Annotated in this window: 13 protein-coding genes (1 of these 13 running past the window's edge); all 13 read right to left on the reverse strand. The window is 38.5% G+C overall.

Annotated features, from left to right (window positions below):
- Positions 1-1405, reverse strand: the 5' portion of a protein-coding gene (locus AN619_RS11235) for a heavy metal translocating P-type ATPase (RefSeq protein ID WP_068557031.1). It extends 956 nt beyond the left edge of the window; the window shows 1405 of its 2361 coding nt (coding positions 1-1405); the start codon lies at positions 1403-1405; its stop codon lies off the left edge, out of view.
- Between the two features lie 13 nt (positions 1406-1418).
- Positions 1419-1781, reverse strand: a complete 363-nt coding sequence (locus tag AN619_RS11240) for an ArsR/SmtB family transcription factor (RefSeq protein ID WP_068557033.1) — start codon at positions 1779-1781, stop codon at positions 1419-1421.
- 330 nt (positions 1782-2111) lie between these two features.
- Positions 2112-3683 (reverse strand): recombinase family protein, encoded by a 1572-nt coding sequence (locus AN619_RS11245; protein ID WP_068557035.1) that lies wholly within the window; start codon positions 3681-3683, stop codon positions 2112-2114.
- A gap of 1 nt (position 3684) precedes the next feature.
- Positions 3685-4110 carry a recombinase family protein gene (locus tag AN619_RS11250; RefSeq protein WP_425596604.1) on the reverse strand — a complete coding sequence of 142 codons (426 nt, stop codon included), beginning with the start codon at positions 4108-4110 and terminating at the stop codon, positions 3685-3687.
- Entirely contained in the window at positions 4107-5666 is a 1560-nt protein-coding gene (locus tag AN619_RS11255) for a recombinase family protein (protein ID WP_068557039.1), read from the reverse strand. Before AN619_RS11255 ends, AN619_RS11250 begins: the two co-directional genes overlap by 4 nt.
- A gap of 52 nt (positions 5667-5718) precedes the next feature.
- Positions 5719-5949, reverse strand: a complete 231-nt coding sequence (locus AN619_RS11260) for an SHOCT domain-containing protein (RefSeq protein WP_068557041.1) — start codon at positions 5947-5949, stop codon at positions 5719-5721.
- Positions 5950-6080: 131 nt separating this feature from the next.
- Entirely contained in the window at positions 6081-6782 is a 702-nt protein-coding gene (locus AN619_RS11265; RefSeq protein ID WP_004103219.1) for an N-acetylmuramoyl-L-alanine amidase, read from the reverse strand.
- The gene (locus AN619_RS11270; protein WP_004103217.1) at positions 6779-7189 is read right to left on the reverse strand and encodes a phage holin family protein; all 411 of its coding nucleotides are present in this window, start codon (positions 7187-7189) and stop codon (positions 6779-6781) included. The genes AN619_RS11265 and AN619_RS11270 overlap by 4 nt, the downstream gene beginning before the upstream one ends.
- Before the next feature lie 81 nt (positions 7190-7270).
- A complete protein-coding gene (locus AN619_RS11275; protein ID WP_068557043.1) occupies positions 7271-9742 on the reverse strand; it encodes a glycosyl hydrolase family 18 protein in 2472 nt (823 codons plus the stop codon).
- Positions 9739-10320 carry a hypothetical protein gene (locus tag AN619_RS11280; protein ID WP_068557045.1) on the reverse strand — a complete coding sequence of 194 codons (582 nt, stop codon included), beginning with the start codon at positions 10318-10320 and terminating at the stop codon, positions 9739-9741. Before AN619_RS11280 ends, AN619_RS11275 begins: the two co-directional genes overlap by 4 nt.
- Positions 10321-10329: 9 nt before the next feature.
- The gene (locus AN619_RS11285) at positions 10330-10524 is read right to left on the reverse strand and encodes a hypothetical protein (protein ID WP_009052876.1); all 195 of its coding nucleotides are present in this window, start codon (positions 10522-10524) and stop codon (positions 10330-10332) included.
- Positions 10525-10539: 15 nt separating this feature from the next.
- Entirely contained in the window at positions 10540-13062 is a 2523-nt protein-coding gene (locus AN619_RS11290; RefSeq protein ID WP_068557047.1) for a phage tail spike protein, read from the reverse strand.
- 4 nt (positions 13063-13066) lie between these two features.
- Positions 13067-13840, reverse strand: a complete 774-nt coding sequence (locus AN619_RS11295) for a distal tail protein Dit (RefSeq protein ID WP_009052878.1) — start codon at positions 13838-13840, stop codon at positions 13067-13069.
- Positions 13841-13845: the final 5 nt, after the last annotated feature.

The following is a 13845-nucleotide window of genomic DNA, read 5'->3' on the forward strand; positions in this document are numbered from 1 at the left end:
CTTTTACTAATATACCTCTCTTCGATGCTCCACCAATCCCTCCGAAGAAGCCCAATGGTATTGAAATTACTAACGCACATGGACAAGATATAACTAAGAACACTAAGGCTCGATATATCCATGTAGAGAAAGTTGCACCGGGGATCACCAATGGAGGTATGATTGCTAAGGCTAATGCTCCAAAGACTACAATCGGAGTATAGAAACGGGCAAATTTTGTTATAAATTTTTCTGTAGGAGCCTTCTTACTGCTGGCATTCTGAACCAGATCCAAAATTTTAGATACAGTTGAATCACCAAAATCCTTTGTTACCTCTATTGTCAAAACGCCATTTTTATTAATGAATCCGCTCAATGCATCGTTTCCTGGCTCGAGTTCACGAGGAACAGATTCCCCTGTTAACGCTGCAGTGTCAACCATTGAGTTTCCTTCTATAACCTTGCCATCGAGGGGAACTTTTTCTCCTGGCTTAACAATAATGATGTCACCTATGTTTACCTCTTCAGGAGATACTTTCCTGATCTCATCGCCAACTTTAAGATTTGCATAGTCAGGACGAATATCCATCAAAGCACGTATTGATTTTCTGGAGTGACCTACAGCTATATCCTGAAACAATTCACCTACCAGATAGAACAGCATAACTGCTACACCTTCTGGATACTCTCCAACGAAGAAAGCACCAATGGTAGCAATACTCATCAAAAAATGCTCACTGAATACCTGACCGCGGGCAATACCTTTTATTGCTCTTAAGACAACCTCTCCACCAACTATGATATAACTAATAATAAACAAGGTAAGCTCAAGCCAATTTTGGAAATTAAAGATGATTCCCACGGCAAATATTGCTCCACCGACCACAAGTCTTATGATTTCTTTTTTGTTGACACCTTCTTCTTCCTCTTCGTTATTTTCGTTTATTTTGGTCTTGGAGTTATTCTCCTCAAAAATGACCTTTACATCTGGCTCTATTTTCTTTACTATGCCTTCAATCTTCTCATTTAACTCAGAGCGGTTGACTTTCGGACTTATTTCCAGTGTTAGTTTCTTCGAAACAAAATCTACTGCAGCAAATTCAACTCCTTCTAGACCGCTTATTTCTTTTTCCATTTTAGCTGCACAATTCGCGCAGCCAAGTCCTTCAAGTATTAATACTTTTTTATTGCTCTTGTTAACGGATTTTTCTTTCACTACCACATCCGGTTCGTGCTTGTGTACTATGGTTTTAACTTGCTGTAATATATTCTTATACTCTTGCTCTGATTCAATTTCTAAAGTCAATGTCTTGTTCATGAAGTTCATATAGGCTTTGACTCCATTTAATTTATTAACCTCATCTTCAATTTTAGCTGCACAATTTGCACAATCTAAACCTTCTAAAATTACTTCCTTCTTTAACATTACTGACCCTCCTTTACTTACTTTCTTCTGAAATATGAATTAATCCCTGGTCAAATATTTGCTTTACATGTTCATCTTCAAGAGAGTAGAATACAATCTTTCCTTCTCTTCTGCTCTTTACTAGTCCAGCCTGCTTTAAGACTCTTAGCTGATGTGAAATTGCTGATTGGGTCATATTTAATAAGAATGCAATATCGCAAACGCACATCTCTGATTCATCTAATGCCCAGAGTATCTTAATTCTTGTTGAATCTCCAAAAACTTTAAATAGTTCTGCTAGATCATATAGAGTTTCTTCTTGAGGCATTTTTTCTCGCACTTTATTTACAATTTCCTCATGTATTACATCAGAGTAGCATCTTTCAATTGGTTGAATTTTTTTTTTGCCATATTTATATCACCTCCTTATCATTCAATTGAACACTTGAATAAGCTTTCATATGTATTATAAACCTCAATTCTCCGTTTGTCAATAAAAACATATGAGTAATTGTTCAAGTGTGTTTATCTTTTAGCTTTACGGTCAAGACCGCCACCTCTAAGCGCAGCGTAGGTGGGTTTTAATCAGGTGGAGTAGACTCTCCATCTGATTCCCCGATGTTTCAGCTTGCTGAAACGAGTTCACTTATTAGATTATCCCCAAGTATAAATAGAAAAGAACCGCCCATCAAGAAGTATTTCTCCTCAATCGGCGGTCAAATTCGTTTTATTTTTCTATATCAATTTCTACACCAGATTTAAATTCAATAGTTAGTTTATCATCATAGACCGTTATTTTCTCTATAAGTCTCCTTACTAGTTGCTCATCATACTTCTCAAGGAGGGTGGATTGTTCATTTAGGAACTTTTCCATATCTTCTAGTCTTTGCTTGGAGCCTTTTTTGCCTGCTTCTTCTGCTAAAGCCTTATGTCTTTCCTCTCTGAGCCTGTAAATATCATCGGCTATATCGTTATAATCTTCTTTGGAATTGGCCAGTCTCAAAAGGTCTTTTTGTAATTCCTCTAGCTTTTTATCTATCTCGGAAACAATATGATTGTCCGTTTCACTTATCACTGTTTCTATATTTTCCTTTAAGATAGTTAAAAAGCCATCCTTTTGCCCTATTAGTTTATTAATTGCATCCACCGTAGCAAGGCCTATCATATCCTCCAGCACGGTTCGAGAATGACAAGCTAACCCTGTATTCTCAAGTCTACTGACGCATCTCCAAACAATCGATTTTTTACCTCGGTTATTCCAATGAACTCTACGGTATATTTCGCCACACTCTCCACAGAAGATAATTTGTGAAAATACATGATTTGAACTAAAGTTTCTTTTCTTTCCACTAGTACTTATATGTCCTCTACTTCTACGAACTAACTCTTCTTGAACCTGCATGAAAATTTCACGCGGGATAATAGCTTCATGACTATTCTCAACATAATATTGAGGTACGATACCGTTATTTACAACCCTCTTTTTTGTAAGAAAATCTACTGTGTAAGTTTTTTGGAGCAATGCATCACCAATATATTTTTCATTGCTTAATATCTTCCTTATGGTACTGGTATGCCACCTTTTTTTGCCCGCTCCTGTAAGTATGCCATCTGCTTCAAGTCCTTTTTTAATTTTATCCATACTGGAGCCTTCAAGATATTCTCGGTAAATTCTCTTAACTATTTCAGCCTCCTCCGGTACAATTACTAATCGCTTATTCTCATCCTTGGTATATCCTAAAAACCTAGAGCAATTGACCATTACCTCTCCCTGTTGGTATCGGTATTGATAGCCAAGCTTTACATTCTGGCTTAATGACTGGCTTTCTTGTTGCGCTAAGGAAGCCATAATAGTTAGCATAATTTCACCTTTGGCATCCAGTGTATTGATATTTTCTTTTTCAAAATATACCGCAATATTTTTATCTTTTAATTTTCTGATGTAATGTAGGCAGTCTAAGGTATTCCTAGCAAATCGGCTTATTGATTTGGTAATAATCATATCAATTTTCCCTGCCATGCACTCATCAATCATTCGATTAAATTCATCACGATTTTTTGTATTTGTACCGCTGATACCATCATCAGCAAAGATCCCTGCAAATTCCCACTCTGAATTTTTCTTAATAAATTCAGTATAATGTTCAATCTGCACTTCGTAACTACTAGCCTGCTCATCACTATCTGTAGAAACTCGGCAATAAGCAGCAACCCGAAGTTTTGGTGTTTCATCTTCTTTTCGATTGTTGCCCATGCGTTTTATTGCAGGTATAATCATTACATTTTTACTAACTGCCATCTTACTGTCCCTCACTTTCTATTAAGCTATAAACATACTCCGCTTGTGTAAAAGGATTTGTATACTTCTGAATTACTTGTCCTATGGTAAACTTCTTAGAAATAGTAGGTTTGTCTTCTTTCTTGGGTTCAAAGATTCTACCTAGCTTTTTCGCTCTCTTTACCCTCTCTGCTTCTGCTTTTTCGTAGGTCTCTTTATCAATGATGGCAGGGTAATAATCATCACCAAGATAACGTTCATTTCTTAGCATCCTTCCAGCAGTTCCATGATAAGCATCTATTCCAGCAGTCTTTGCTGCGACCGATAAGGAAAGGCCTGATAAGTAACCCTTATATAAATTCCTAACCTTTTCAGCTTTTTCTTCATCGATAACTGCTATTCCATTCTCTATCCTATAGCCATAAGGCGTATGTGCCACTTTTCTCACATCCTTTCCCTTAGTGTGATTCCACATTTCAGAACGAAACCTATCTCTACCCTTGAGAAAACGATAATTTTTTCAACATAATCATTGAAAATTTGCTCGCTAAAGGTATTTATCATTTCAGCCTTATTTGTAAACTTTATTAAGTTACTGACTTCCTGCACCTTTGATAATTCTCCATTTAAAGCATGAATTAAAGCTTCTTTTTGCCCCATATAATTATCTGCTTCCATTTGCAGTTCATTGTTTTCTCTGTTAAAAAGGGCAGGTTCTAGATAACCCTTTGCCATAAGCTTTACAAGCAGTTCTCTCTGTTCTGCATTTTTTTCAATTTGCTTCTCTAATTCCTGAATTCTTGAAAGGTTATCTGAGTTGCTCATTCCACGCAAAGCATCTAATAGTGGTTGTAGAATAAGTTTTCTTCCGAAAATCAGCTTGTTAATCATAGTAACAAAGGCCGTCTTTATATCCTCATCTCGAATAAACTGCATGGAACATTCTGTTATCTGCTTTAAGTGTTTACTACAACACCAGGCTACATATTTTCTTGTGCCGGATGAATGAATTCGTCTTTTAAAGGTGCTACCACATTCCGAGCAAATAATTTTTCCGGAGAAAGAATACCGGTTTTGGTACTTATCATTACGCTTTTCTATTCCCTTTTCTTTTGCCCTTTGATTTAAGGCAGCCTCTACTGCTTCAAATACTTCATGGCTGATAATTGCCTCATGGTGATTTTCTATTAAATATTTATTTTTCTCACCATAATTGGTGCGCTTATTAAATCGGGAATCTGTATAAGTTTTTTGCAGTATAGCATCCCCAGTATATTTCTCATTTTTTAATATCCCTCGAATTGTAGTAGCAGTCCAACGAGCACCTCTTTTAGTAGGTATACCCATTTGATTAAGATCATCTGCAACTTTCTGTGTACCTTTGCCCGATAATACTTCTGCGAAAATATACTTCACGATTTCTGCCTGCTCAGGGTTTACCACCATTTGACCATCAATGTTGTCATAACCAAATGGTGGGTATGAAATCTTAAAAGTTCCGTTTTGAAATCTCCTTTGAACTGCCCATTTGTTGTTTTCCGAAATGGAAATGGACTCGCTTTCTGCAAGCCCGCTTAATATAGAAAGCATCAACTCACTTTCCATTGATTGGGTATTGATATTCTCTTTCTCAAAATAGATGTAAATACCCAGGTCCAACAGTTTACGAACCATCTCTAAACAATCCGTTGTGTTTCTTGCAAACCTACTAATGGACTTTGTAATAATTAAGTCAATCTTCTTGCTTTCGCAATCTGACAGCATTCTAAGAAGTTCTGACCGGTTTTCTTTTTTAGTGCCACTAATTCCCTCATCATAATACAAGCCAACATATTCCCATTCTGGGTTTGCCTTTATGTAAGTCTCATAATGGGATTTTTGTGCTTCTAGGCTCACTAACTGTTCATCACTGTCCGTAGAAACACGACAATAAGCAGCTACTCGTAATTTTGGCTTGATAATTGATGTACCCTTATTCCCGTCTATTTTTGTTATCTTTTTCATCGACTCACCTCCTTTTTGGTAGGTCACATATTACCTCTGAACGCCCAGTATATCAAGGAATATCGGGCATTATCTGTGCTAACATAGGTGAGAAAGTTTCGCGGTTTAATAGCATAATTTTGTTGAACTCTTCCTTTGAAATAAGACCCTTATCAAGCATTTGATGTAATAGCTTTTCCGCCCTATAATAATCAAATTCTCTTTGAAGAGCCTCGGCACTTAGATATTTCCTTTTTAGATTTAATAGTAGATCCTGTTTATCTGTAATTTTAGTAATCTGCATATAGGTAACCTCCATTTCTACAGGTAGACCCCTGCACCTATATGCAAAAATCCCTAATGATTCGAACCCCTAAAGGTCAAAAAAAAATGACCCGAAGAGCTATTACACTCCTCAGGTCATAGGTAAAAGTGTTAATCATACTTTATAAACGCATCCGTAAAGCCAGCCTTTTTCGCTTTGGCAAGCTGGGCCTCTGCATTGGCTTTTACGGAATAAGCACCGATTTGAACGCGGTAGTATTTCTTTTTCTCTGTTTCTCCAGATTTAGCTCCTTCACTTAAGAGGCTTTTTACATCTGCACGAAATGTATCCATGCTCTTTCCATGCTTAGGAAACCAGTTTTTCGGATCACCATGATTACTTGCGATTCCTCTTTGATAGCCTTCATAATGGCCAATAATATCTTTTTCAGTTAGATTGTATAATTTGCAAAGATAAACACAAAGCTCTACCGCTTCTTTATAAACCGCATTAAAATACGAGGCATCGGTCAATCCATCCTCGCATATTTCAAAACCAATATGTGTATCATTTGCACTTCCTCCAGCATGCCACCCTCGATGGTCCCATGGTAGAGTTTGATAGGTAGCAATTGAACCATCCTTAAGTTTTCCAATGAAAGCATGGACACAAACCTGTTTTCCATCGGGCCTATCCTGATTCCAGTGATTATTGTACTGATTTACACCTAATAAACCATCATCCGGCCCAACATATCTACGAAGATAAGGATTGTTGGCACCGGTGCTATGAACCATGATACCTTTCGGTGTAATCTTTTTACCTGCCTTATAACAAGCATTTTCAGTCAGAATAAATTTTCTTAGATTCAATATTCCTTACCTCCTTTATTATGCAACTGAACAAGGATATCTTTTAATTTTTCTGGTATTGGTAGTCCTAATCGACCAGCATTTTCTAGCATAGATACACCTTCATTGGAGCAATAGAAAAAGATGATAGCAGTCCGAAGCACGCTCCCATCTCCGATCAGATTTGTATCAATCAAATGTCCAACTCCAACTAGAATAAAAATAAGTACTTTTTTGAATATGCCCTTAAACCCTATTTCACTTGATAGTTTCTTTTCAACAATGGCACACATGACACCGGTGATATAATCAGCCACCATTAATGCCACTAATGCATATAAAAATCCATCAAAACCTCCTAAAAACCATCCTAAAAGTCCACCAAGTACAGTAAACGCAGTTTGTATCCAACTCCAAATTTCCTTCATTATTTTTACCTCCTTCATGATTGGTGCATATATAAAAAGAGTGTCTGCATTATCGCAAACACTCTTGGTTCAGTGTGTTAATTATATTTGTTTAGGTAAGGCTTCCCATAACCTCATATCCTCCTGTCCCAGAGACCATATCGCAATCCCCCTAAGCTTCCATCGATACGCTGCCTCATTTGCCCAATAGACTAGGCTATCCACGTCTTGGTAGTAAAGAATTGAGAAGCCATCAGCATCCCCGAGAAATAGGCGTGAAATCCATACATTAATGTCCTTAGGCACAATCTTTACTGAATAGTCATTTCCACAGACCAATGATAAAAGCTCTGAGTGAAAAAAATCATAATCCATGGAAATATCCTGACTTCTTGTTGAAGCTTCCTCCACATCACTGTTAACTGTAAAAACCTGAAACTCACTATCCCATGTAACACCAGTTCTTTCTAGTCTCCCATACTCCGTTCTAGTTCCATCTGGGAAGATTACATCAAATCTTTCATAAGGTTCATAAGTCCAGGCATCTCCTAATCTTATTAATTCACATAGAATACGTCCATCCGATTGAATTCCGGCATAACCACCTGAATAACCATCAAGCGACGCTGTGAATCGCAAAATACTACTTGCTCCAGAATAAACCCTTACAGAATTACTACGTATCCTCATTTCAATGGTGTACATTCTTGGATTTGAGCGAAGATCTGATGATGGAGTTTTAGAAATTTCGGTTGCATAGCTTCCGATTAGAGTAGAACCATTATATAGTTCAATACGCTGTGAATTAATATTTAAACAGCAAAAGAGTTCTCCACAAAAAATGCCAGCTCGACCACTTCCATCTGAAGGAAAAGCTAATCTCGCTCTTAAATGAACATCTGAGAAACCATTATAATTCCACGCTAACCTCCCATGCCCATCAAGCTGTGAATAAGGGCGAGCAGCTGAATCATTCTTGTTCTGCCACACCTCCCACTCTCCGCTTAGTGTTGTCCAATAGCTGGATGGAAGCGGATTTTCATCTCTAAAGTCTTCATACCAAATTAGTGCTGAATCAGGCTTTCTACGAAGTACTTCCGTTGTCAATTTAAATCCTCGATCGGGCTGAACCATTAAACCGTTCACATCTTTAAACTGGCGAGGGGATAACATGAAGTCAGCCTCTCCAGCAGAAGGCTCTTCACTAAAGCTTGAACATACCCGAAATCCATAGAACTGTACTCCTGTTACTGAGGAACTAACTGTGACAGTATGAGTTCCAGCTGAAAGATATACACTCGAAGCCAAAGAGCTCCAGCAAGTTGTTCTCCAATATGGCCACCATAACCTACTCTCACTAAATACCTTATTTATTCCGTCAAGCGAAACATGGATAGTATTCTTGTCCCAAAAAGGAAAAGAAAAGCGAATAGCTACATCATAAAAACCAGCAGATTCTATTTCAAATTCGTAGGTGGCTTCACCTTCATCTCCAAGTGTAATAAATTGAGATGAAACTGATACATTACCAAAATAATTATCAGGTGTTCCACCACTACGGTCTATAAAGATTGTGCCAAATTCAGTTTTTTGTTGCTTACTATAGGCGGTCAAATATCTGCGACGATTGTAGGATTCCTCAAGTAATGGGTATGTTCTTGAAACAGCATCCCAGCCTTCCATGTAGTCATACACATGTGGTAACGCCCAAGGAACCTTATCATAATCATCCCAATACGCAATGATTGGAATCATTGGTTGAGGTGGCCCGTCATCAGTAAAGTTATATCCTCCTGTCATCCAAAGCTTTGCTGCATAATAAGTGTTTGAAATCCCACGATATGTTATTCCAAGGTTCTCTGGTGTATCATGTATCCTCCAGTTCCAGCCATAGGCGGGCAATCCCAAAAATATTTTTTCAGGATTCATAACCCGAACAGCATAATCATAAATACCTTCCAACCAATCCCTCGGAGAAACCGGTCCCGGAGCAGAACCAGCCCATGCCATGCCATAACTCATAATCGCTGCCGTATCACAGTACGGATTTAAGTCTTCATAGACACACCAATTTTCGCCACCAACCGAGCCTTGTACTCCCGTCATTCCTGGTAAACAAATATTAACGAGTTTAGAAGAATCATAGGCTTTGACAGTATTATATATGTCACGAAATAGGGCATTGGCAGCATCCTTGTTCTCGTAGCCACCTCCACGTTCCAAGTCTATATCAACCCCTGCACACCATGGATACTTTTCCATAATGCGAATGATCTCAGTAAGAAATTTATCCTTCGCACCACTGGTATTATTTCTAAGGGCAGTAAAAATAGAAGCTGTACCATGATTCATAATAGTCAGTAGCCATTTGATATGAGGCCAACGGTTAATATAGGTAAGCATACTGGATATGCTTGTTCCTGTTTCTGTTATTGTCCCGGTGATATCCACTTCAAAAGTAAAAATACCCACCGTATCAATTCGATCACCATAGTCTCGTAATGCTTGATACATGCGGGTATTCCCCATGAAACTCCAGACCATACAACGCTTACCTTTTAAATAGTCAATCAAAGGCGCTCACTTCCTTCCTGCATTTCTTGAAATTCGAACAATAGCCGAGCTGATTTTCTGTCTTCTAGCTTTATCACATGTTTGCTATCACCGGATGCTGTATATTGAAAAAAACCTTCCTTATCAGTTGGGTTTCCGTTCTTTAAACACTGCCTAGTTGATGCTAGTAGCGAAAAGGTATCACCTGGACTAACTGCCTCATTAAATATCACCTTGTGCGCCCCTGCTCCTTGAGACAATTGGATACTGCCTGCAGCCATATTTTGGTTGGGATAAATATGACAGTCAAGGCCAGCGGAAGTTGAACCCAGATTGAAGAGAATAATCGTCTCTCCGCTTCGAACTACTCCATTATAAAAGCGAACAGGAACAATTGTCTCATTCTCTCGATATTTTTGCAGCATGCTCTCTGTGTTAGTTGTATAACCAGTAAGGTGATTTCCTTCCTGTGCTTGAATATCAGTAAAATATACCGTACCTGTACAATCTTCAAGAAGTAAATTCACTGTTACGCTTACTACTCGTTTATCCTCTTTACAATGAATCGTCTCGGTAAATCTGGTAAATGCAACTGACATTTGCACCACCTACCCATCCAGCGTCCATTGTATTTCTGACACATGACCAACCCAGCCCGTAGCAACAGAGCCACCTTGCAAAAGCATATCCGTAAAGAATACCTCACCAGTACAATCAGTAATGAAAAGACGGATGGTAAGCGACTTTATCTTGCCAAAACCTCTCGGTGTAATAGCATGAGCTGTCTGTGAAAAATAAGCCATAGCGCTACCTCCTTCCTAATAGAGATCAATAAACCTAGTTTCTGTCGAACCGTCCTCATATTCAATAACAACTTCAATTCCAACTTTTCCGTTTGGCCCTTTCTGTAGGTTTTCCGATGCAATCTGCACTGAAAATGTGTAACTCTTCCTACTTGCAGGATACACAGTCTGGGATAGACTTTTTGTCATTCCTAAAACTCCCTCAGCTTTAAAAGAAGCTGATCCTGATACACCATTATTAGGGTCCACTGTAAAGCCTGAACTAAGCCAATAGGTTAACCCGTCATCAGCTCGTGAATTTCGTAGATGATTAAAAGGCACTAAGTCTTTTACTTCCTGACGGTCAAGAACATCAGCTGAAGATAAAATATCAGCAGCTTTATCCCAAACAGCAGATGAATCCCCTAGTTCTCTTAAAGTTGTTGATAGCTCCAGCAATGTTTTCCATGGTTCTTGGAGATTATATTGTCTGCGTACCACACGAGTTTTGACAGATAAATTCAAATCTTTATCATCCACAGTTACTATATCACCTAGCTTCCATGCCTCATGCTCATAGCCTGTCAACACCGATAAATCCATAGCAGAAAGAACATATGAAATTCGTGGCTTTGCATACTGAGCTAAGCGCATATTAGCAAATTCGAGCAACTGATAGGGATTGCTAATTGATGAAGCATCCAGCGTTCCTACTCTAACTTCTGATGAATAGCTATAATCCTCAACATACTCCTTATTACCATTGATAGAAGCAAATGTCATACCATCTTTACCATAAGCATAAAGGCGAGTGATTAGACTTCTAGTATCCACTACGCGCTGTATACTTTTCATGTTCTTTCTATAGCAAAACAATGCCCCACTATCAGTACCTCCAAATGTCAAAAGATGTACCAAACGATTGGCACTATCGAAAATCAAGTCGCCTCCATGAATATTCTGTATTGTTCGTAGGATAGCTAATGCATTCTTTTCTGTTGATTGCCATGTACGTTTAGTATTTACAGTTACGTTTCCTAATGACCAGCCAGTATTAAGTAAGGCATAGCGCATAGGGACTTCTGGTGTCTCTGCAACAAATTCCATGGGTTCTTTTTCAGCACTAAAAGAAAGATCATAAAATGCTGCTTCCGCATATACTTGAGTTACAACTCTTCCATCGGAGCTTTTCTCATCTGTTATAGTTCGAATACGATAAACATCATTAACAATCTGCACCTGTTTTTCATTGTCTAATGTCTCTCGCTTGGAATCATGAAATGGCAGTTTAAACTCCAGAATATCAGCACCATTTACTTCACTTGTTACTACAATATCAAAGGCATTTTCTAACACTGCTTCCCAAGCCCCGTTAGTATCCAACACAACTGGTCTTGCAAATCCAAGTCTCTCATAAGGAGGTTTTGGTATATCATGTAGTTGTATTTCAAGAAGTTTAGGAGTTCTACTGGTGTCTTGAGTAGATAATGTAATTCGATAACGAATATATTCTCTGTTTGGAGATTGTAATTCCCCACTTGTTCCAATAGCCTGCCATTCAGTCCAACTAGACAAATCATCTGATGTAGAAGTTTCAACTAAGCTTATCGATGTTATACCTGCAATGTATTCACTTGTAACTGATACTCTACCCGTTCCAGAAAGCCCACAGGCAGCTGCTATCGAATAAAACTGGCCACTTTGTGCATAGACTCCGCTTGTTGCTTTTAGTATGACAGAACCAGGGTCCACAAGAGCATCAACATCAGCAGTGCTGTCTCCACCGTTTGCCAAAATTGAAGATTTAAAATAGAAAATAAGATCCTCCATGGTAAGCGAAGAATCTTTTTCATAGAACCAGTCATCAAATCCTCCTGCGTAATAATAGGTATTTGCATGCATCCCCATCACAATGTCCGCAACACAGGATTGATTTAAGTCTCCCGTGAATGTTCGAACTGGAGATTGCCAGACAGCCCCATCACTTCGATCGCAAAGTAAGTTCTGTACCCTTTTGCTGTTTACCTCAATGATTGATGCAATAAAGTACCACCCGTTATTCTTTAGGGGAATAGTAGGTGTTTCTGTCTGGTCATATATCAGGGAGCCGGAAGAATTATACAGCATTAATCGCAACCTTCCCTGAAATAAAGAAACATAAAAAATTGGTTGGCCAGGGCCTTGTCTAGTATTGAAAATCGGGATATACGTCTGCCCCACAGAATAAGTAGTTGGGTTTATCCATCCACCAACAACAATCTTTTCACCTAAATCACTAAAAAAGCTACCATCATTGGTAGCCACTAAATGCGTCTTTTCACTTGTTGGATTAATGATATTCTGCCTAAAATATCTTCCTAATCTACCAGATGATAAGTTGGCTGATGTGCCTGACCATCCGGATACAAAGAAGTTTCTGTTATGACCAGAATCATCTGCAAGCATGTTATTGCTATCTGGTGTAGCTTCATTAAATCGCCAAAGAGCAACTGTCTTCTCGCTTACAGGAAACTCACCTGTAAAATCTGTCTGTGATGTTAAGATTGATTTAATTGCCACAAGCTCACCTCCATCTGCTTTTAGCCATAATCTTCAGCTCCGAAAAAGTTGCTCCCGCCACTGAAACTGTTATTTCATTTTCACCTTTGTGCAGTATAGGAAAGTTAAGCTCATCCAAGCCTGCAAGCCCATTTCTAAGTGTATTTCCGTTTGCATCGGTTATTTTTGCAGTTACTAATCCACTATCAATGACAAGCACTTCATCTGCTGCCAAAGCCCCAAATACTCGTAGTTCTTCGCCATTTGTCGTAATAGAAATGTAGGTGGATGATGAGCTGCTGATTATCCCCTTAAGTTGATAAACCGGTTCTGAATCCGCATTCCCAGTTAACCTTTTAATTTCATGAGCACCAACACTGGAAATCGTAAATTGTTCATCTATCAGTGCATAGGCGTGTGGATCTGGACAAATAAATTTTAATTCAAAGGCTCCAGCAGTTCTAAGTAATCTCTCACAATCTACTTGTTCAGTAAGCCGAGCATAAAAGTATCGATCGGGAATATCCTCTAATACAAGCTGCTTGAGACCATTCATTGGATTAAGCCATTCTGCAATAGAATCTAAAACGCTCACTAAATCTGCAAAACTCTTTTGAGGATATACATTACAGCTGATTGTTATGATCCGCTCTGAACTATCACAACCAAAATCTGCAACTCCCGCCTTTCCTGGAACAACCTCATACGAATTTCGTAGAGCGGGCGATGCCTGCCACCTTGTAAGTTTTGCTTTTATCTTCATATTTTTTGAATTGATACCATTATAAACGAAGCCCATACATC

The sequence above is a fragment of the Thermotalea metallivorans genome (assembly GCF_001562415.1).
Lineage (GTDB): Bacteria > Bacillota > Clostridia > Peptostreptococcales > Thermotaleaceae > Thermotalea > Thermotalea metallivorans.